The sequence below is a fragment of the Georgenia halophila genome, from assembly GCF_039541595.1.
The window spans coordinates 1-20,906 of the sequence record NZ_BAABGN010000004.1; the positions used below are offsets into that span (position 1 = coordinate 1).

At 71.0% G+C, this 20,906-nt stretch carries 15 protein-coding genes and 1 pseudogene; 3 read left to right on the forward strand and 13 right to left on the reverse strand.

Annotation, left to right across the window (positions count from 1 at the left end):
• Positions 1-271, reverse strand: a 271-nt coding sequence (locus ABD907_RS05520; RefSeq protein ID WP_345214759.1) for a hypothetical protein, incomplete at its 3' end; no start/stop codon positions are given.
• Positions 272-953: 682 nt separating this feature from the next.
• Between ABD907_RS05520 and ABD907_RS21225 the strand changes: the two are divergent.
• Positions 954-2,770: pseudogene (locus tag ABD907_RS21225) on the forward strand (L-lactate permease).
• A 78-nt stretch (positions 2,771-2,848) separates the two neighbouring features.
• On the opposite strand, the gene glcF reads toward ABD907_RS21225, so the two are convergent.
• The 6 genes from glcF to ABD907_RS05560 form a co-directional block, all read right to left on the reverse strand.
• Complete coding sequence (glcF, locus tag ABD907_RS05535; RefSeq protein ID WP_486334049.1) at positions 2,849-4,294, reverse strand: glycolate oxidase subunit GlcF; 1,446 nt, start codon at positions 4,292-4,294, stop codon at positions 2,849-2,851.
• A 26-nt stretch (positions 4,295-4,320) separates the two neighbouring features.
• Positions 4,321-5,592, reverse strand: coding sequence for an FAD-binding oxidoreductase (locus ABD907_RS05540; RefSeq protein WP_345214763.1), 1,272 nt, complete (start codon positions 5,590-5,592; stop codon positions 4,321-4,323).
• Entirely contained in the window at positions 5,592-7,052 is a 1,461-nt protein-coding gene (locus tag ABD907_RS05545; protein ID WP_345214764.1) for an FAD-linked oxidase C-terminal domain-containing protein, read from the reverse strand. The genes ABD907_RS05540 and ABD907_RS05545 overlap by 1 nt, the downstream gene beginning before the upstream one ends.
• Before the next feature lie 91 nt (positions 7,053-7,143).
• On the reverse strand, positions 7,144-8,694 hold the full coding sequence (gene aceB, locus ABD907_RS05550; protein WP_425555692.1) for a malate synthase A: 1,551 nt from the start codon (positions 8,692-8,694) through the stop codon (positions 7,144-7,146).
• 265 nt (positions 8,695-8,959) lie between these two features.
• Entirely contained in the window at positions 8,960-10,078 is a 1,119-nt protein-coding gene (locus ABD907_RS05555; RefSeq protein WP_345214766.1) for a glycerate kinase, read from the reverse strand.
• Between the two features lie 81 nt (positions 10,079-10,159).
• The gene (locus tag ABD907_RS05560) at positions 10,160-11,668 is read right to left on the reverse strand and encodes an NAD-dependent malic enzyme (RefSeq protein ID WP_345214767.1); all 1,509 of its coding nucleotides are present in this window, start codon (positions 11,666-11,668) and stop codon (positions 10,160-10,162) included.
• A 92-nt stretch (positions 11,669-11,760) separates the two neighbouring features.
• On the opposite strand from ABD907_RS05560, the gene ABD907_RS05565 reads away from it, so the two are divergent.
• Positions 11,761-12,504 carry an IclR family transcriptional regulator gene (locus ABD907_RS05565; protein ID WP_345214768.1) on the forward strand — a complete coding sequence of 248 codons (744 nt, stop codon included), beginning with the start codon at positions 11,761-11,763 and terminating at the stop codon, positions 12,502-12,504.
• Positions 12,505-12,662: 158 nt separating this feature from the next.
• On the opposite strand, the gene gatB is transcribed toward ABD907_RS05565, so the two are convergent.
• From gatB to ABD907_RS05585, 4 genes are all read right to left on the reverse strand, one after another.
• Positions 12,663-14,186, reverse strand: a complete 1,524-nt coding sequence (gene gatB, locus ABD907_RS05570) for an Asp-tRNA(Asn)/Glu-tRNA(Gln) amidotransferase subunit GatB (RefSeq protein WP_345214769.1) — start codon at positions 14,184-14,186, stop codon at positions 12,663-12,665.
• Positions 14,183-15,709, reverse strand: coding sequence for an Asp-tRNA(Asn)/Glu-tRNA(Gln) amidotransferase subunit GatA (gatA, locus tag ABD907_RS05575; RefSeq protein ID WP_345214770.1), 1,527 nt, complete (start codon positions 15,707-15,709; stop codon positions 14,183-14,185). The genes gatB and gatA overlap by 4 nt, the downstream gene beginning before the upstream one ends.
• Positions 15,706-16,005 (reverse strand): Asp-tRNA(Asn)/Glu-tRNA(Gln) amidotransferase subunit GatC, encoded by a 300-nt coding sequence (gene gatC / locus ABD907_RS05580; protein WP_345214771.1) that lies wholly within the window; start codon positions 16,003-16,005, stop codon positions 15,706-15,708. Before gatC ends, gatA begins: the two co-directional genes overlap by 4 nt.
• A 76-nt stretch (positions 16,006-16,081) precedes the next feature.
• A complete protein-coding gene (locus tag ABD907_RS05585; RefSeq protein WP_345214772.1) occupies positions 16,082-16,501 on the reverse strand; it encodes a pilus assembly protein CpaE in 420 nt (139 codons plus the stop codon).
• Positions 16,502-16,683: 182 nt separating this feature from the next.
• On the opposite strand from ABD907_RS05585, the gene ABD907_RS05590 reads away from it, so the two are divergent.
• Positions 16,684-17,970 (forward strand): phospholipase D-like domain-containing protein, encoded by a 1,287-nt coding sequence (locus ABD907_RS05590; RefSeq protein WP_345214773.1) that lies wholly within the window; start codon positions 16,684-16,686, stop codon positions 17,968-17,970.
• 39 nt (positions 17,971-18,009) lie between these two features.
• Here the strand turns inward: ABD907_RS05590 and ABD907_RS05595 are convergent, their stop codons facing one another.
• Positions 18,010-18,576, reverse strand: coding sequence for a GNAT family N-acetyltransferase (locus tag ABD907_RS05595; RefSeq protein ID WP_345214774.1), 567 nt, complete (start codon positions 18,574-18,576; stop codon positions 18,010-18,012).
• A gap of 14 nt (positions 18,577-18,590) precedes the next feature.
• Positions 18,591-20,900, reverse strand: a complete 2,310-nt coding sequence (ligA, locus tag ABD907_RS05600; RefSeq protein ID WP_345215398.1) for an NAD-dependent DNA ligase LigA — start codon at positions 20,898-20,900, stop codon at positions 18,591-18,593.
• Positions 20,901-20,906 lie beyond the last annotated feature (6 nt).

The window sequence follows — 20,906 nt, forward strand, 5'->3', positions numbered from 1 at the left end:
GTTCGTCCTGAGCCAGGATCAAACTCTCCGTTAAAAACATTCCCCAGCAGCACCCGACCCGAAGACCAGGCACCACGAGAAAAACCATACGAAGAAAACCCCCACCAAAAAAGCAGGAGCCATCAAAACCCAGCCCAACACACCAACCCAAGGACGGGGCCCCAGGCCAGCGCATCAAACCAAAAATACAAAACAGAACACCCAGAACAACCAGCAACCCGACCACCCCAAAAAAGGACCAGCCAAAGCCACCGACGCCCAGGCATCCCACATGGCATCAAAAAACTTGGCACACTGTTGAGTTCTCAAAAAACAGACACACACCGAACGAACCAGAACAACCGCCCTGACCCGAACCGGGGCAACCTCACCAATCTAACTGAGGCGACCGACGCTGTCAATTCGGCCGACTAGTGCTGACCAGGTCGCGCTGATCACATCGATTGGTATCCCGAGCAGGCGCGCCGAACTGCGGCGCTTCTGCTGTTTGGGAGCTCCGCGGGACCGGCCACCTTCTCGGTGTCCGTGCCTCCCTGGCGGAACTCGACAATATTAGGCAGGCGCTCGAGCGAGGGTCAATCCGGACGGACATGGCCTGAGTCACAGGCCGACGTTCACCCCGCGTTTACGGCAGGTTCCTGCCGTTCAGGGCGGTTCAGCGCAGCTTTGCGGGCGCTGCCGTGCTCAGACAGGGACAGGTCCGTTGCCTCCACCGCGCACGAGGGCCTCCTGGGCCCGTCTCCGTCCGCCCGTCTCCGTCCGCCGGTTTCCGTCCAGCCGTCTCCGTCCGCCCGTCCCGGATGCGCCCCTGCGTCCTGACCGACACTGACTCTCCCCGCCGTGCCTGTGTCGCGTCAGGCATGCTCGGTGCTAGGTAGACCGCGGCGTGGAGTGATTATTTCATTCTACGGAAAGTCGTCGATCCGGTGATGATGCCGGTACCTGGAGTGCTCATGGATAACCTCGCGGTCCTCGCACTGCTCGCCGTCCTGCCGATCCTCGTGATCGGCACCCTGCTGATCGGCTTCAGATGGCCGGCCAAGAAGGCCATGCCGGTCGGCCTCGTCGTCGTCATCGTCATCGCCCTGAGCGTCTGGCAGATGTCGTTCACGACGATCGCCGCGTCGATCGTGCAGGGCCTGCTCATCGCAGTGGGTCTGCTGTGGATCGTCTTCGGCGCGCTGCTGCTCCTCGAGACGATCACCAAGAGCGGCGCGCTCCAGTCCATCCGCGCCGGCTTCACGAACATCAGTGCCGACCGGCGTGTCCAGGTCGTCATCGTCGCGTGGCTCTTCGGGTCCTTCATCGAGGGCGCCGCCGGCTTCGGCACGCCGGCCGCCGTCGTCGCCCCGCTGTTGCTGGCGCTCGGGTTCCCGGCCATGGCCGCCGTCATGGCTGGCCTGATCATCCAGTCCACACCGGTGAGCTTCGGCGCGGTCGGAACACCGATGATCACCGGCATCGGCACCGGTCTCGCCGGCAGCGACGGCTCGCTCGTGAGCGGCGCGCAGGCACGCGCCGACTCGCTCGGGCTGGACCACATGGGCTTCGTCGCCCACACCGCCGCACAGGTCGCCACGATCCACGCCATCGTCGGCATCCTCGTCCCGCTGTTCCTGGTCACTCTCATGACCGGCTTCTTCGGCGAGAAGCGCAGCTTCCGGGACGGCCTCGCCGTCTTCCCGTTCACGGTCTACGCGGCGCTCGCGATGATCGTCCCGTACGTCACCGTCGCGTACGTCCTCGGCCCGGAGTTCCCGGCGATGATCGGCGGCTTCGTCGGCCTGGTGCTCGTGATGTACACGTCCTCCAAGGGCTTCCTCATGCCGAAGAAGATCTGGGACTTTCCGCCCCGGGAGCGCTGGAGCAACCGCTGGATGGGCACGGTGAACCCTGACGCGGAGGCCGCGACCCTGACGAAGCGCATGTCCCTGCCGCTCGCCTGGAGCCCATGGTTGTCGTCGCCGTCCTGCTGCTGATCACGCGGAACGTGCCGGCCATCCAGGAGTTCCTGAACGTGACGGCCGTGATCCCGATCCAGAACATCTTCAGCACCGGGATCTCTCAGGACATGAACCTGCTGTACTCCCCCGGCGCGATCTTCCTGGTGGCGTGCCTGACGACCTACCTCCTGCACCGGATGGGCCGCCGGCAGATTGCCTCCTCGTGGAAGGTCGCGAGCGGCCAGCTGGCCGGGGCGGCGTTCGCCCTGCTGTGCGCGCTGCCGCTGGTGCGGATCTTCATCAACTCCGGGCAGGGATTCAACGGCGCCGGGCTCGACTCCATGCCGATCACGCTGGCCGAGGCCGCGGCGAACGCAGCCGGTCAGGGCTGGCCGGTGCTCGCTCCCTTCATCGGCGCCCTCGGCGCCTTCGTGGCAGGGTCCAACACCGTGTCCAACATGATGTTCTCGTTGTTCCAGTTCTCCACCGGTGAGGGAATCGGCGCCTCCGCCCCGGAGACCGTCGTCGCCCTCCAAGCGGTCGGCGGCGCGGCGGGCAACATGGTCGCCGTGCACAACGTGGTGGCCGCGTCCGCCACCGTCGGACTGCTCGGCCGCGAGGGCGACCTCATCCGCAAGACCATCGTCCCGATGACCTACTACTGCCTCGCTGCGGGTTCGATCGGCTACATGTGGATCTTCGGGATCGGTCTCAACGTCGGCACGATCGTGTTCCTGGTCGTGGTCGCTGCGCTGGTCCTCGCGGCGGTACGCATCACGACGAAGACGGACATGGACAACCCGGAGCTGCAGCTCGCCAAGGTCTGACGGCCCACGTACCAGGCCCCCGTCGCGTTCGTCGCGGCGGGGGCCTGGTACATGCTCGAAGGGCGTGCCAGCGGGTGCTCAGCCGCCGCAGCCACCGTCCTTGCCGCACGCGCACGTGCCGCCGTCGGACGTCGTCCGGGCGACGTCCTGCCGGCCGGAGGCCGGCGGCTCCTGCAGAAGCGTCTCGATGCCCTTGCCGCGCAGGGACGCGTCCAGCACGAGGATCATGTGCGCCGTCGACATGTGCTTGCCCTGCCGACCGAGCGCGTCGGTGATCTGCAGCAGGCAGCCCGGGTTGGACGTGACGAGCAGCTCGGCCTCGGTGGCGGCCACATTGGCGGCCTTTCGCTCACCCAGCTCGCGTGCCGGCTCCGGGTTGGTGAGGTTGTAGATGCCGGCGGAGCCGCAGCACAGGTCACCCTCGGCGATCTCCTTGATCGTCAGGCCGGGGATCGCGCCGAGGAGCTGCCGGGGCTGCGAGCGCACGCGCTGCGCGTGGGAGAGGTGGCAGGCGTCGTGGTACGCGACCGTCACCGGAAGCGGATGGCGGCTGGCCACCGGACCGAGCTCGACCAGCACCTCGCTGATGTCGCGGACCTTCTCCGAGAACGCCTGGGCACGCTCGGCGTAGTCCGGGTCGTCGGCCAGCAGGTGGGCGTAGTCCTTCATGGTCGAGCCGCAGCCCGCGGAGTTCACCACGACGCGCTCGACACCGGCGTCAGTGAAGGCGTCGATGAGTCTACGGGCATACCGGAGGCCTTCCTCCTCGCGCCCGGAGTGCACCGACAGGGCGCCGCAGCAGCCCTGGGCCTGCGGCGTGACGACGTCGCAACCCTCCATGTTCAGCACACGCACCGTGGCCGCGTTGACACCCGGGTAGAACTCGCGCTGCACGCAGCCGAGCAGCAGCCCAACCGTCATCCGCTTCTCGCTGCGGGCGCGGACGAGCTCCGGGATGCGCACCTGCCGCTGCATCGGCGGCGCGATGGCCTCCATCGTCGCCAGCGTCGGGGAGAGCTTGTCGAGCACCCCGGACCGGCGCACCAGTGCGCTGAGTCCGCTGCGTTGGTACAGCGAGAGCGGTCCGCGAACGAGTCGGAGGCGGTCCGGCCGCGGGAACAGCGCGAAGATGGCCTCGCGGAGCGCACGGCCGGCCACCGAACGGTGCTGAGAGCCGCGACGCTCGACCTGCTGGCGCGTGGCCTCGATGAGCTTGTCGTACTGCACGCCGGAGGGGCACGCCGTCACGCACGCCATGCAGCCCAGGCACGCGTCGATGTGCTGAACCATCGCCGGCGACATGGGCTCGCCCTCGAGTCCTTCCTTCATCAGGTAGATGCGCCCGCGCGGCGAGTCCATCTCCTCGCCCCACAGCGTGTACGTCGGGCACGCGGGCAGGCAGAAGCCGCAATGCACGCAGTCGTCGACCAGCTCACGTGCCGGTGGGTGGTGGGCATCGAAGGCAGCCAGGCCGAGCACGTCGGGCAGGGTGCTGCCCGCCTCGACCGGTTCCGCCTCCCCCATCTGGCCCTTCGGGGCGTCGACGCTCATCAGATCCCTCCCACGAATCGTCCCGGCGCGAGGTTGCGGCCCGGGTCGAGCTGGTTCTTGATGCTGCGCATGAGGTCCAGACCGGCGACCGGACCCCACGCGTCGAGCCCGGCGCGCAGCTCCGGCGGCGCGACCAGCACCGTGACGGTGCCTTCGCGCGCGCTCGGGGCCGCGGCACGCAGACGGCCGACGACTGCGGCCACGGCGGCCGGGTCCGGCGCCGTGATCCCGAGGTGCAGCACACCGACGGCGGAGCCGCGCACCGCGACCGCGGCACCGTGCTCCTGCTCGGCCGCGCGGGCCGTCCTGAGCAGATCGCTGACCCCGGTGAGCGTGGCGGTGGCCTTGGCGGTCACATCACCGCCGGGCATCCGGGCCCACCACGACGGCGGCGCCTCCCCGACCTCGCCACCGACGAGCGCGGCGGCCTCCGCCGACCGGGACCGGACGGCGTCGTGGGTGCCCTCGAGCAGCACGGCGAGCGTCGCCTGGTCGCTTCCTGCCGCGCGGTCCAGCTCGACGGCGGCCGGTGCGAGCTGGGAGGCGACGACCTGACGCGCCAGGCGGGCGACCTCCTCCGTGGGACCGGCGCGGGTCACCGTGGCGCGCTCGGGGCGTGCGGGGTGGAGCCGGAAGGCTGCCTGCACGATGACGCCGAGGGTCCCCAGCGAGCCGGTCATGAGCTTTGCGAGGTCGTACCCGGCGACGTTCTTGACGACCTTGCCGCCGGAGGCGGTCACGGTCCCGTCGGCGAGCACGACGGTGGCGCCGAGGACGAGGTCGCGCAACGCCAGCCGCTGGAGGCGGCGGGGGCCGGAGGGGCCGGTGGCCAGGGCACCGCCGACGGTCGAGCCCGCGGCGAGGCGTTCGGGCGGCAGGTCAGCGACCAGCTCCTGGCCGGCACGGCCGACCCGCTCCTGCAGATCGCGCATCGCCAGACCGGCCTGGGCGACGACGACGAGGTCGCCGGCCTCGTGCTCGACCAGGCGGTCGAGCGCGGTCGTCTCGAGTAGCAGGTCGGCCCGCTCGGGCGGGTTGCCCCAGCTCATGGCCGTGCCCGCTCCGCGCGCGACGGTGACCAGCCCCTGCCCGGTCGCCTCGCGCAGCAGGGCGGACAGCGCTGCGACCGAGCTGGGGCGCGCGACGGCGGAGGCAGGGACGCCGTCGACCATGTCGTCGGGGCCGGCCTCACGGATCTCTCCGGCGCCGTCGAGACTGCGGTTGAGCGCAGCGAGATCGACCGGTGCGGCGGGGGACGTCGACGTCACCATCAGAAGACCTCCGCCACGCCGGCCTCCTGCAGCGGGTGCGCGCCCTGCTGCCGTCCGGGCCGCTCGCCGCACAGTCTCGGTGTGGGGAAGACCTTGCCCGGGTTGGAGACGTGGTCGGGGTCGAAGGCGCAGCGCACGGCCTGCATCGTGTCCAGGTCGTCCTCGGTGAACATCCTCGGCATGTACTTGGCCTTGTCCGAACCGACCCCGTGCTCACCGGTGATGGACCCGCCGTTGGTGATGCACAGGTCAAGGATGCCGCCGGCGACCTCCTCGGCCCGCTCCACGGCGCCCTCCTCCGAGTCGTCGAAGAGCACCAGCGGATGAAGGTTGCCGTCGCCGGCGTGGAAGACGTTCGCCACCCGCACGCCGTGCTCGGCGCCCAGGTCGGCGATCTGGCGCAGTACTGTCGGCAGCGCAGTACGAGGGATCACTCCGTCCTGGACGATGTAGTCGGGGCTGATGCGGCCGACGGCGGCGAACGCCGACTTCCGGCCCTTCCAGATCAGGGCGCGCTCGACGTCGTCGGCGGCGACGCGCGTCTCGAAGGCGCCGTTGTCCTGGCAGTGGTGCATGACCTCGTCGAACTCGCCGGCGACGTCGGCGGCGTGGCCGTCGAGCTCGATGACCAGGACGGCGCCGGCGCCGTCCGGGTAGCCGCAGTGCACGGCCGCCTCCGCGGCCTCGATCGCGAGTGCGTCCATCATCTCGATGGCGGCCGGGACGACGCCGGCCGCGATGATGGCGGACGTCGCGGCGCCGGCGTCGTCGATGGAGCGGAAGCCGGCGAGGATGGTACGCACCTCCTGCGGCAGCCTGGTCAGGCGCACCGTGACGGACGTCACGACGCCGAGGGTGCCCTCGGAGCCGACGAGGGCCCCGAGCAGGTCGTATCCGGGCGGGTCGGGCGCCGTCCCGCCGATCTCGACGAGCTCGCCCGCCGGGGTCACGAGATCGAGACCGGTGACGTGGTTGGTGGTGAAGCCGTACTTCAGACAGTGCGCGCCGCCGGAGTTCTCGGCGACGTTCCCGCCGATGGAGCACACGGACTGGCTCGACGGGTCGGGCGCGAAGTAGTACCCGTCCGGGCTCGTCGCCCCGGTCAGCTGGAGGTTGATCACGCCGGGGTCGACGACGGCGCGCTGGTTCTCGATGTCGATCTCGCGGATCTGCCGCATCTGGGACATCACGACGAGGACGCCCTCGGCCTGGGGCAGCGCGCCCCCGGACAGGCCCGTACCGGACCCTCGAGCCACGAAGGGGACTTGGTGCTCGGCGCACGCCCGCACGGTGGTGCGCACATCGTCGGCGTCGCGGGCGAGCACGACGAGGCCCGGCACCACCTTGTACTGGGCGAGCCCGTCGCACTCGTAGGTGCGCAGGCGCTGCCGGTCGGTGATGACCCGGTCCGGGCCCAGGGTCCCGGTGAGCTGTGCGGTGACGCTGCTCAGCGCTGACATGGCGTCAACCTCCTGCTGCCTGGTCGGTCTCGGTACCGCGCGACGGCGATGGCTCGGCGGCACGTACAGACTGCCACGCGAGACGAGGTGGTCAGGCCATGCGCTCGTATGCCGGCAGCGTCAGGAAGTCGGCGTAGTCGTCGGCGACGGCGACCTCGAGGAACGTCTGCTTCGCGTCCTCGTATTCTGCCGGGTCGCCGGGCAGCTTGGCGATCTCCTCGTCGACGATGCGGTCGATGAGCTCGCGGGTGACCGTGTGGCCGGTGTCGGCGAGCGTGACGTCGTTGTGCAGCCACTGCCAGACCTGAGAGCGCGAGATCTCCGCCGTCGCCGCGTCCTCCATGAGGTTGAAGATGGCGACGGCGCCGAGCCCGCCGAGCCAGGCCTGGAGGTACTGGATGCCGACGGAGACGTTGTTGCGCAGGCCGTTCTCGGTGCACTCGCCCGGGGTCGAGGCCACGTCGAGGAGCTGGGCGGCGGTGACGTCGACGTCGTCGCGGGTGCGCTCGATCTGGTTGGGGCGCTCGCCGAGCACGGAGGTGAAGACCTCCTTGCAGACCTCGACCATGCCCGGGTGCGCCACCCAGGAGCCGTCGAAGCCGTCGTTCGCCTCGCGCGTCTTGTCGTCGCGGACCTTGGCGTAGGCGGCCTCGTTGACCGCCTCGTCCTTGCTCGGGATGAACGCTGCCATGCCGCCGATCGCGTGCGCGCCGCGCTTGTGGCAGGTGCGCACGAGCAGCTCGGTGTACGCCCGCATGAACGGCACCGTCATCGTGACGGCGTTGCGGTCGGGCAGTAGGAAGTCCTTCCCGCGAGTACGGAAGCACTTGATGACGGAGAACATGTAGTCCCACCGGCCGGCGTTGAGGCCCGAGGAGTGCTCGCGCAGCTCGTAGAGGATCTCCTCCATCTCGAAGGCCGCCGGGTAGGTCTCGATGAGCACCGTGGCGCGCACGGTGCCGCGCGGGATGCCGAGGAGGTCCTGGGCGATGACGAACGCGTCGTTCCACAGCCGCGCCTCGAGGTGGGACTCCATCTTGGGCAGGTAGAAGTACGGGCCTTGGCCCTTCTCGATCTGGCGCAGACCCGCCGTCGCGATGTACAGCGCGAAGTCGACCAGCGACCCCGAGGTCTCGCGGCCGTCGACAAGGATGTGCTTCTCCGGCAGGTGCCAGCCACGGGGCCGGACGATGATGGTCGCCAGCTCGTCGTCCGGCTTGAGGGTGTAGGTCTTGCCGTTGTCGCCGGTGAAGTCGACCTTGCGGTCGATGGCGTCCAGCAGGTTGAGCTGCCCGCCGACGACGGCGCTCCACTGCGGGGTGTTCGCGTCCTCGTGGTCGGCGAGCCAAGCCTTGGCGCCGGAGTTGAGGGCGTTGATCGTCATCTTGCGGTCCGTCGGGCCGGTGATCTCCACGCGGCGGTCCTCGAGACCGGGCGCCGGCGGTGCGACGCGCCAGCTGTCGTCCTCACGGATGTGCTTGGTCTCGGGCAGGAAGTCGAGCGTGCCGCCGCCTGCCAGGTCCTCGATGCGACGCTCGCGGGCCTCGAGGAGCTCGAGGCGGCGGTCGTCCAGCTGGCGGTGCAGGGTGGCGATCACCTCGAGCGCCGCGGGAGTCAGCACCTCCTCGTACCGCTCGCCCATCTCGCCGTTGATCGTCACGCCGTCCGGAATCGTCACGCCGATCCTCCCTCTTCCGCAGTACGGAATCTAGTGTTTCCCTGGTGGAAACTCTAGGGCAGCGCGGTACCGCGGTCAACGCGGCTCGGGGCATCACGAACTGGCCCCGGACCCGTCCTCGGACTCGGGTGCGGCTTCCTGATCGGCCCATCCCGAACGCCCGTACCGCGGGTACGTGCAGCCCTCGAACCGGGCGCTCGCGTGGCGGGGCCGCGAGGTGGCGTTGCGGTCAGAGGGAGGCTGCGATGCGAGCGGCGAGGCGCTCGAGCAGGTTGCCGGCGTCGGCCACGCACCGAGCGACGTCCGGCTCGATGTCGGTGAGTGCGTGGACCGACTGCAGGCCGGCGTCACGTGCCCGCCGGGCATCGAGGGTGCTCCGGCCGCACACGGCGACGACCGGGATCCCGTGCGCGGCGGCGGCCCGGGCCACCCCGACCGGCGTCTTGCCGTGGAGTGACTGCTCGTCCAGGCTGCCCTCACCGGTGACCACGAGGTCCGCGCCCTCGAGGCGGCGGTCGAAGCCGGCCAGGTCGAGGACGACCTCGACCCCGGGCCGGAACTCCGCGCCGAGCAGCAGGCAGCCGTAGCCAACTCCCCCGGCCGCGCCGGCGCCCGGTTCCTCGGCGAGCCGCCGGGCCTCCGGCCGGACCGGCTCGAGCGCCGCCACCCAGGTGGCCAGCGCCGCGTCGAGGTCGTCCACGGTGGTGGGGTCGGCGCCCTTCTGCGGGCCGTAGACGGCCGCGGCGCCGGCGGGCCCGAGCAGCGGGTTGTCGACGTCGCTCGCCAGGACCAGGTGGGCGTCCGCCAGGCGTGGATGCAGCCCGCCCAGGTCCACGCGGGTGAGCGTGCGCAGCGCCTCGCCGCCGTTCGGCACGTCGCCGTCCGGGCCGGACAGGCGGGCGCCGAGCGCGGCGAGCATGCCGGCGCCGCCGTCGGTGCTGGCCGATCCCCCGATGCCGACGACCACGGTCTTGGCGCCGTGGTCCAGGGCGTGGGCGATGACCTCGCCGAGCCCGCGGGAGCTCGCCCGCCGGGCGGTTCCGCCGTCGGGCGTGATCATCTGCAGGCCGGTGACGGCGGCCATCTCGACGACGGCGACCTCCCCGCCCACCGCGTAGCGCGTCTCGACCGGTTCACCGAGCGGGCCGGTCGCGGTGACACGGACCGGCCGGAATCCGGCGGCCAGGGCGGCCTCGACGGTGCCCTCTCCGCCGTCGGCGACCGGCACCTCGTCGACGTCGACGGCGGGCCTTTCGCCGCGCAGCCCGGCCGCGACGCGCGCGGCCACCTCTGTGGCGCTGAGGGATCCCTTGAACTTGTCGGGGGCGACGACGACGCGAGGTGACATGGTGCTCAGTCAAGCAGGGCCGGCGTCGCCGGCCGAGGGGGTTCCACGAGACAGACTCAACCGCCGACGGCGGACCGTCCCTCAGTACGCCGGGTCGATCGACGGCCCACTGGCGGGGTCCATGGCGTACAGGGCCGGCGGCGAGGTGTCCGGCTCGTTTCCGGACTCGTCGGTCGACGCCCGCAGGCGGCGCTCCGCCTCGCTGCGCACGGCTTCGGCGACCGCCTCGGCCACGCGGGTGTCGAAGACGCCCGGGATGACGAATGCGGGGTTGAGCTCGTCATCGGAGACCACCTCGGCGATGGCCACGGCGGCGACCCGCAACAGCTCGTCGGAGATGTGTGTCGCACCGATGTCGAGCAGGCCGCGGAAGAGGCCCGGGAACGCGAGCACGTTATTGATCTGGTTCGGGAAGTCGCTGCGGCCGGTGGCGACGACGGCGGCACTGTCCCCGGCCGCGATCGGGTCGACCTCCGGCGTGGGGTTGGCGAGCGCGAAGACGATCGCGTCGTCGTTCATGCGGGCGACGTCCTCGCCGGTGAGGATGTTGCCGGCGGAGACGCCGATGAAGACGTCGGCCCCCTCGAGGCCGTCGCGGAGCGTGCCGGTGAACCCCTCGGGGTTCGTGCGGTCGATGATCCAGTCACGGTGCTGGTCGTCGTTGCGGACGCCGCCGTGGAGGGCACCGTTGCGGTCGAAACCCACGACGGTGCGGGCGCCCTGGGCGAGCAGGAGCTTGATGATCGCGGAACCCGCCGCACCGACGCCGGAAACGGCGATGCGCACGTCCTCCATCGACTTGCCGACGACCTTCAGCGCGTTGATGAGGGCGGCCAGGACGACGATGGCGGTGCCGTGCTGGTCGTCGTGGAAGACGGGGATGTCGAGCTCTTCGCGCAGCCGGGCCTCGATCTCGAAGCACCGCGGTGCGGAGATGTCCTCCAGGTTGACGCCGCCGTAGACAGGGGCGATCGCCTTGACGGTCGCGATGATCTGCTCCGTGTCCTTGGTGTCGAGGCACACGGGCCAGGCGTCCACGCCGGCGAACTGCTTGAACAGCGCCGCCTTGCCCTCCATCACGGGAAGGGCCGCGGCGGGCCCGATGTCGCCCAGACCGAGCACGGCCGTGCCGTCGGTGACCACGGCGACCGTGTTGCGCTTGATCGTCAGGCGGCGCGCGTCCTCGGGCTTGTCGGCGATGGCCAGACACACCCGGGCGACGCCCGGCGTGTAGGCGCGGGAGAGGTCGCGGCGCGTCTTCAGCGGGACCTTGGGGTTCACCTCCAGCTTGCCGCCGAGGTGCATGAGGAAGGTCGAGTCGGACATCTTGAGCACGCGCACGCCGTCCAGCGCGTCCAACGCGTTCCGAACCTGCTCACCGTGCTCGGCGTCGACCGTGTCGCACGTGACGTCGACGGTCAGCGAGGTCGTCGACGAGTGCGCGATGTCCACGCCCATGACGGCCGCGCCCGTTTCCGCGACGGCGTGCACGACGGTGCCCGTGGCCCGCTGCGACGCCGGGACCTCGACGCGCAGCGTGATGGTGTAGCTCGGGCTGGGCAGCGTGGACGGCGTGGAGCTGGCACCCATGTGGAGGTCCTTTCGGGAGACGCGACACGTGCGTTTCGACATATGAAAGACTACTTCCGATCTGGGCGCAGCAGTGACAGGGAAGGAACCACGTGGCCGAGTCAGGAGTCCAGTCGGTCGACCGGGCGATCGATCTGCTCGAGGCACTGACGGACCTGGGCGGCGACGCGGGCCTCAGCGAGCTGTCGGTCAGCTCGGGCCTCCCGCTGCCGACGATCCACCGCCTCATGCGGACCCTGGTGAGCCGAGGGTATGCCCGTCAGCTGCCCTCCCGCCGCTACACGCTCGGGCCACGGGTCATCCGGCTCGGCGAGGCCGCGGGCCGGCAGCTCGGCGCGGGAGCCCGCCCGTACCTCGAGCACATCGCGCGCGAGCTGGGCGAGACGGCCAACCTCGCGATGCTCGACCGCGAGATGGCGGTGTACGTCGCACAGGCGTCGTCCACGCACTCGATGCGAATGTTCACCGAGGTGGGGCGGCGCGTGTACTGCCACTGCACCGGCGTGGGCAAGATGGTGCTCGCCCAGCTCGACGACGACGCGGTGCGCGACCTCACGGCCCGCACCGGCCTGCCGGCCGCCACCGACCGCTCCATCACCGACATCGATGCCCTGCTGGCCGAGCTGGCCACCATCCGCGAGCGCGGGTACGCCGTCGACGACGGCGAGCAGGAGATCGGTGTCCGGTGCTTCGCGGTACCCGTGCCCGGCGCCCCGACGCCGACGGCGGTCTCGGTCTCCGGTCCGGCGGCGCGCGTCACCTTCGCGTTCGGTGAGCGTGCCGTGCCGGTGCTGCGCGAGACGGCCGTCGCCGTCGGCGAGCAGCTCGCCGGCTGACTGCCGAGAGTCGAGCACCCTCCCGCCGAGAGTTGAGCACCCTCCCGCCGAGAGCAGGCATCTGCACCGAAAGCAGCCGTTGAAGCACCAGCACTCGGTGCGATCGGCTGCTCTCGGCATGGGTGGGCGGTCGGCATGGGTGGTCGGTCGGGTCGGAGTCAGCCCTCGACTCGCGACATGATGATCTCGCGGACCCTGCCCGCGTCCGCCTGCCCGCGCGTGGCTTTCATGACTGCGCCGACGATCGCACCGGCGGCCTGGACCTTGCCGCCGCGGATCTTCGCGACGACGTCCGGGTTGGCGGCCAGCGCCTCGTCGACGGCGGCCTCGAGCGCACCGTCGTCGGAGACGACCTCGAGACCCCGGGCGGCCACGACCTCCTCGGGCGATCCCTCGCCCGCGAGGACGCCGCCGAGAGCCTGCCGGGCCAGCTTGTCGTTGAGGCGCCCGTCGTCGATCAACCGTTGCAGCTGCGCGATCTGCAGCGGGGTGACGGCGAGGTCCTCCAGCGTCACGCCGTCGGTCTTCGCGGTGCGGGAGAGCTCACCCATCCACCACTTGCGTGCGGCCGCGGGTGCGGCGCCGGCGGCGACGGTGGCCTCGATGAGGTCTGCGGCACCGGCGTTGACCAGGTCCCGCATCTCGGGGTCGGAGAATCCCCATTCGCCCTGCAGGCGGCGACGACGCAACGCGGGCATCTCGGGAAGGGCGGCCCGGATCTGCTCCACCCACTCCCGCGGTGGCGCGAGCGGCACCAGGTCGGGCTCGGGGAAGTACCGGTAGTCCTCCGCGTCGGACTTCACGCGCCCGGGCGAGGTCACGCCGGTGTCCTCGTGCCAGTGCCGGGTCTCCTGGACGACGGCGCCGCCGGCGTCCAGGACCCCGGCCTGGCGGGAGATCTCGTGGCGCACTGCGCGGTCGATGGACCGGAACGAGTTGACGTTCTTGGTCTCGCTACGGGTGCCCAGCGGCGAGGACGGGTCGGGTCGGAGCGAGACGTTGACGTCAGCACGCACGTTCCCGCGCTCCATGCGCGCCTCGGAGACGCCGAGGGCGCGGAAGATGTCGCGCAGCGCCGAGACGTAGGCGCGCGCCACCTCCGGGGCGCGCTCGCCCGCACCGACGATCGGCTTGGTGACGATCTCCACCAGCGGGATCCCGGCACGGTTGTAGTCCACCAGGGAGTACTCGGCCCCGTGAATTCGCCCGGAAGCGCCCACGTGGGTGTTCTTCCCGGCGTCCTCCTCCATGTGCGCGCGCTCGATCTCGACGCGGAAGACCTCGCCGTCGTCGAGCTCGACGTCCAGGTGGCCCTCGAAGGCGATCGGCTCGTCGTACTGGGAGGTCTGGAAATTCTTCGGCACGTCCGGGTAGAAGTAGTTCTTCCGGGCGAACCGGCACGTCTCAGCGATCTCGCAGTTCAGCGCCAGGCCGATGCGGATCGCGTACTCCACGGCTGTGCCGTTGACCACGGGCAGCGCTCCCGGCAGTCCCAGGGAGACGGGCGTGACCGCGCTGTTCGGCTCGTTGCCGAAGGTCTGCGGGGCGCCGTCGAACATCTTGGAGGCGGTGCCGAGCTCGACGTGCACCTCGATGCCCAGCACCGGGTCGTAGCGGCGCACCGCCTCGTCGTAGTCCACCATCGAAGCGGATGGCGTCGGCTGAGTCGTTGGCTGAGTCATCGGCTCGTCTCCAGCTCGGGGGCCTTGTCCAGGATCGGGCCGCCCCACTCCTGCGTCAGCAGACGCTCGAGCACCCCGCCGACGCGGTACAGGCGGGCATCCTCGCGCACCGGGGCCAGGACCTGGAAGCCGACGGGCAGCCCGTCGTCGCTCAACCCCGAGGGCAGGGAGAGGCCCGGGACCCCGGCGAGGTTCGCCGGGATGGTGGCGACGTCGTTGAGGTACATGGCCAGCGGGTCGTCGACCTTCTCGCCGAAGCGGAACGCCGTCGTCGGGGCCGTCGGGCTCACGAGCACGTCCGCCTGCGCGAACGCGGCGGCGAAGTCCCGCTGGATCAGCGTGCGGACCTTCTGCGCGGAGCCGTAGTACGCGTCGTAGTAGCCGGCGGACAGTGCGTGGGTCCCGAGGATGATGCGGCGCTTGACCTCGTCGCCGAACCCGGCGCCACGGGTGGCGGCCATCACCGTCTCCGCGGTCACCGGCCCCTCGTGCGGCTCCACGCGCAGCCCGAACCGCATGCCGTCGAACTTGGCGAGGTTGGAGGAGGCCTCGGCCGGCAGGATCAGGTAGTAGGCCGCGAGGGCGTAGTCGAAGCTCGGGCAGGAGACCTCGACCACCTCGGCACCAGCGCTGCGCAACAGCTCGACGGAGTGGTCGAAGCTGGCCCGCACGCCGGGCTGGTACCCCTCGCCGCCGAGCTCCTTGACCACGCCGACGCGCATGCCGGCGAGGTCGCCGGACCTGGCCGCCTCGACGAGCCCGCCGGCCGGGTCGGTCAACGACGTGGAGTCCAGCGGGTCGTGGACCCCGATGACCTCGTGCAGCAGGGCCGAGTCCAGGACGGTGCGCGAGACCGGGCCCGCCTGGTCCAGGGAGGACGCCAGGGCGATCAGCCCGTACCGGGAGACGCCGCCGTAGGTCGGCTTGACGCCCACCGTGCCGGTGACGGCCGCCGGCTGGCGGATCGAGCCGCCGGTGTCGGTACCGATGGCGATGGGCGCCAGATGAGAGGCGACGGCGGCCGCCGACCCGCCGCCGGAGCCGCCGGGGATGCGGTCGGTGTCCCACGGGTTGCGGGTGGGTCCGTACGCAGAGTGCTCCGTGCTGGAGCCCATCGCGAACTCGTCGAGGTTGGTCTTGCCGAGGATGGGCATGCCCGCCTCGCGAAGCAGCCGCACGAGCGTCGCGTCGTAGGGCGGGACCCAGTCCTCAAGGATCTTCGAGCCCGCCGTGGTCACCTGGTTCTTGGTGACGACGATGTCCTTGACCGCGATCGGGACGCCGGCCAGTCCGGGGAGGTCCTCCCCCGCGCCGCGGCGAGCGTCGACGTCGGCCGCGGTGGCGAGCGCCTCGTCGGTGTTGACGTGCAGGTAGGCGTGCACGGCACCGTCGACGGCGGCCATGCGGTCCAGGTGCGCCCGGGTGACCTCGACGCTGGAGACCTCGCCGGCCCTGAGGAGGTCGGCGAGCTCGGCGGCGGTCCTGCGGGTCAGGCCGTCCGCGTTCATGTCGGCAGTGCTCATGCGTCCTCCCCGAGAATCTGCGGCACCGCGAACATGCCGCTCGCGGCCTTCGGGGCGGCCCTCATGACGTCCGCGACGTCCAGGGTCTCGACCACCACGTCCTCGCGCCAGACGTTGGTCAGCGGGACCGGGTGGGAGGTGGCAGGTACGTCGGGGGTGGCGACCTCGTTGACCCTGGTCACGGCGTTCGCGATGACGTCGAGCTCGCCGGCGAGCCGGCCGATCTCCTGCTCCGTCAGCGCGATCCGGGCCAGGGCTGCGACGCGCGCGACCTCGTCGGAAGAAATGGTGGACATGGTGGCGATTCTACGGGCAGCCCCGGCCCCGGCTGTGCGGACCACCAGCTGCGGCGCTCGGGCGCTCAGGCGCTCGTCAGCCGTCCGAGCGGGCGATGAGGTCGAGGAGGGCTGCGCCGTAGGCGTCGGCGGCGGCCGGCGCAGCGTGCTCGACGTCCTCGCTGTCGCCGCCGGCCGGGAAGGTCGCGCGCACCCGGAAGTGGCCGTTCTCGCGCTCGAGTCCACGGAAGGTGCCACCGAGCAGCTCACGGAGCTGGTCCTCGCGCGGCAGCCACAACGTCTCCTCCAGCTCCACGGAGTCCAGCGCCCACTCGGTGGTGCCGTTGAAGCCCAGCACGGTGCCGGTCGAGAAGTCGTGCGGCTCCACGGTCATGTCCGAGACGGTGAAGACTTCCCCGGTCAGGTCGGGCTGGTCGATGGTGAAGCGGTCGCCGGACACCGGCTTCCACTGCAGGCCGGCGTCGGCAAGGGCACGGGCAAGGTCGAGAGAGATCACCCCTCCAGTATCGGCAATTCTCGCGCCGCGCACATGCAGAGCCGGCCGGCGCGCGGATTTGGGGCGCCGAGCCGCCGTGGCGGACGTCCGATCCGCCTCCAGATCGAATGGATCGGCGGGAAGACGACGGCGCACGGCACGGCCTGACGACGCAGGCCACCAGGTGTCCTAGGTTGCTTGTCATGCCCCTTCACAGCCGCCGCGCCACCCAGGCCCGCTTTCCGTACGTCCGTGTCCGCGACATCTGGCTGGCGGCCCGGTGGTACCTCGGCACCGTTGCCACGCTGCAGGCCGCCGCCGTGGTGGCCGTCCTCGCCGTCGACCGGGTCCGAAAACGACGGGAGCCGCCGTCGGGCGAGTTCCCGCACACCAGTCCCAAGACGGTGGACGTGGCCGAGTCCAAGGTGACCACCTTCACCTACGGGGCGGAGCTGTACGCCGACATGCTCGCCCGGATCAACGCGGCCGAGCGCACGGTCTTCTTCGAGACGTTCATCTGGAAGGCGGACGAGACGGGCCACGCCTTCAAGGACGCGCTCGTGGCGGCCGCAGAGCGCGGCGTCGACGTGTTCATCGCCTTCGACAGCTGGGGCAACGGCGTGGTGCCGCCGTCGTTCAAGCGCTTCCCCGAGATGCCGAACCTGCACGTGCTGCGCTTCCCCTTCTTCCGCCCAGGGGTGCTGACGTTCAACGTGCGCAAGACCGGCCGGGACCACCGCAAGGTGCTCGTCATCGACGCCACGACCGCCTACGTGGGTGGCTACAACATCGGCGACCTGTACGCCACGCGCTGGCGGGACACCCACATCCGCGTCGACGGGGCCTCGGCGTGGGAGCTGGAGAACGCGTTCGTCGACTTCTGGAACGACCACCGCAAGCGGGGCCAGCCGGCGATCCCGGACCGCGGCGCACGCTCGTGGGACGCGCGGATCCGGGCGGCGCAGAACTACCCGACACGGTTGATCTTCCCGGTGCGCGGGATCTACCTCGACGCCATCGACCGGGCGGAGCACCACGTCTACATCACTCAGGGCTACTTCATCCCTGACCGCGAGATCCTCGCGGTCCTCGTCGCGGCGGCCCGCCGCGGCGTGGACGTGCGCGTACTGATCCCGGAGGTCTCCAACCACGTGGTGGCCGACTGGGCGGCCCGCACCTACTACGCCACGCTCCTCGAGGCCGGCGTCACCATCTGGCTGTACCAGGACGCGATGGTGCACGCGAAGACGATGACGGTCGACGGCCGGTGGACGACCGTGGGGACGACGAACATCGACCGGCTCTCCATGACGGGAAACTTCGAGATCAATCTCGAGCTGTTCGACCGTGACCTCGCCGAGCACATGGAGACGGTCTTCCGCACCGACCTGACGAACTGCCGCCAGCTCACGCTCGAGGAGTGGGAACGCCGCGGCCTGCTCGCCCGGGTCGCCGAGCGGCTGCTCAAGCCGCTGGGTCCCCTGCTGTAGAGGTCGCGCCGGTCGTGGATCGGGGCGGCGGCCGCGGCGTCACTCGAGCGGCAGCTCGTACACCCACATCGACGGCTGCGGCTCCCACCAGCCCACGTAGTCGCGGGCCTGGTCGCGGCGGAAGCCCATGCGTGCGTACAGCCGGTGCGGCCTGCCGGGGCCGTCGGTGCTGACCACGGACAGCACGAGCGCCCGATGCCCCCGCTCCTCCGCCCAGCGCCGCGCCCCCCGCAGGAGCGCTTCGCCGGCGCCGCGACCCTGGACGCCCGGATCGACGGCGAGCATGCGCACCTCGACCTCGCCGTCGCGCGCCAGATCGGCCCAACGGCTTCCCGCCGGAGCGAGTGTGAGCGAGCCGAGGACGACCCCGCCCGCCCTGGCCACGAGGACGACGCCGTGGGTGGCACGTTCCTCGACCGAGCGCAGCGCCTCGGCGTACTCCTCGTTCAACGAGGGCTGCAGGGAGTCGGCCGCGGAGTAGGCCACGACCCCGATCTCCCCGATCCGCGCGAAGTCCTCGGGCCGCGCGGCCTCGACGGCCAACGGGACGGTGGTCACGGCCCCACCGGCGAAATCTTCCCGGGTCAGGGCGCCTTCCCGGGTCACGGCACCTTTCCGGGTCACGGCTTCTCCCCCAGCTCGACGCGGTCAGCGACGGCGTCCGGTCCGCCCTCGAGCAGGGCCGCGAAGCCGTCCTCGTCCAGGATGGGCCGGCCCAGCTCGCGGGCCTTGACCTCCTTGGAGCCGGCGTTGTCGCCGACGACGACGAAGTCGGTCTTCTTCGACACCGAACCGGACGCCTTGCCGCCCCTGGCGAGGACGGCCTCCTTGGCGGAGTCGCGGCTGAAGCCGGTCAGCGACCCGGTGACGACGACGGTGAGGCCTTCGAGCGTGCGCGGCGTCGACTCGTCCCGCTCGTCCGCCATCCGCACCCCGGCCGCGGCCCAGCGCTCGAGGATCTCGCGGTGCCAGTCGACGACGAACCACTCGGCGAGGGACTCGGCGATCGTGGGCCCCACGCCGTCGACGGCGGCGAGCCGCTCGACGTCGGCCTGCCGGATCGCGTCCAGCGAGCCCAGCTCGGTGGCCAGGGCGCGTGCCGCCGTCGGGCCGACGTGCCGGATCGACAACGCGACAAGGACCCGCCACAGCGGTTGGGACTTGGAGTTCTCGAGCTCGGCGAGCATCCGCTCGGTGTTCGCGGTGGGCTTGGCCTCCTCGCGGACCGTGCCGTCGGGGCGCAGCTTGGGCTGCGTCCAGAAGAACGGGCGCTGCTCCCAGAACCCGGTCCCGGCGCCTTCCTTGCGCACCTCGCGCCAGATCTTGACGTCCTTCAGGTCTTCGGCGGTGAGCTCGAAGAGTCGCGCCTCGGTGCTGAGGACCGGTTCCTGCCGGGGCGGCAGCTCCGCCTCGGCCGCTGCGAGCGCCGCCTCGTCGGGCACCGGTTCCTGACCCGACACGATCGCGCGCGCCGTCACCACCTTCTCGCGGGCGGCCTCGGGGTCGGTGAGCGCGAGGGCCGCCTCGCCGCCGAGGGCTTCGACGTCCAGGGCGCCCCGGGAGCCGATGTGCGCGATCCGCTCGGTAAGCTGGGCAGGACAGGAACGGGCGTTCGGGCAGCGCAGGTCGACGTCGCCCTCCTTGGCCGGGGCCAGGGCGGTACCGCACGAGGGGCACACCTCCGGCATGGCGAAGGCGCGCTCGGCGCCGTCGCGCAGGTCGACCACCGGCGCGACGATCTCGGGGATGACGTCCCCGGCCTTGCGCAGCACGACGGTGTCACCGATGAGCACGCCCTTGCGCTCGACCTCGCTGGCGTTGTGGAGGGTCGCCTGGGTGACGGTCGAGCCGGCCACCAGCACCGGCTCCATGACGCCGTAGGGCGTGACCCGGCCGGTGCGGCCGACCTGGACGCGGATGTCGAGCAGCCGGGTGTTGACCTCTTCCGGCGGGTACTTGTACGCGGCCGCCCAGCGTGGCGCCCGGGACGTCGAGCCCAGCTGGCGCTGGAGGGCGAAGTCGTCGACCTTGACGACGAGGCCGTCGATCTCGTGCTCGACGTCGTGCCGGTGATCGCCGTAGTAGGCGATCATCTCCTCCACCTCGGTGAGCGAGGTCACCAGGCGCGTCCGCGCGGAGACCGGCACGTGCCACGACGCCAGCAGCTCGTACAGGTCAGACATCGAGGACCACGGCTCGGGCGGCCCGGCGAGGCCCCAGTCGACGTGCCCGACGCCGTGGGCGACCATGTCTAGCGCCCGGGATGCGGTCACCCTCGGGTCCTTCTGGCGCAGCGAGCCGGCGGCCGAGTTGCGGGGGTTGGCGAACGGGGCCCTGCCCGCGTCCACCAGCGAGGCGTTGAGGGAGCGGAACGCCTCCACCGGGAAGAAGACCTCGCCACGGATCTCGATGGCCGCCGGGTGCCGGTCACCCGCGAGCTGGTGCGGCACCGAGTCGATCGTGCGCACGTTGAGAGTCACGTCCTCACCGGTCCGGCCGTCGCCGCGGGTCGCCGCCCGCACCAGCCGGCCGTGCTCGTAGAGCAGGTTGACGGCCAACCCGTCGACCTTGAGCTCGCACGTCATCGCGACGTCGCTCCGACCGATCTCGGCGTGCACCCGCGCGGCCCACTCGCGCAGCTCGTCGAGCGAGAACACGTCGTCGAGGCTCTGCATCGGCCGGAGGTGCTGGACGGTGGCGAACTCGGTCGAGTAGGTGCCGCCGACCCGCTGGGTCGGCGACGACGGCACTCGTAGGTCCGGGTGCGCCTCCTCGAGGGCCTCGAGCTCGCGCAGCTTGGCGTCGTACTCGGCGTCGGAGACCGTCGGGGCGTCACGCACGTAGTAGGCGAACTGCGCCGCGTCGAGGGCCTCGGCGAGCGCCGTCCACTCCTGCCGCGCGTCGGCGTCCGCCGCGGGCGGCGCGGTCACGTCGGC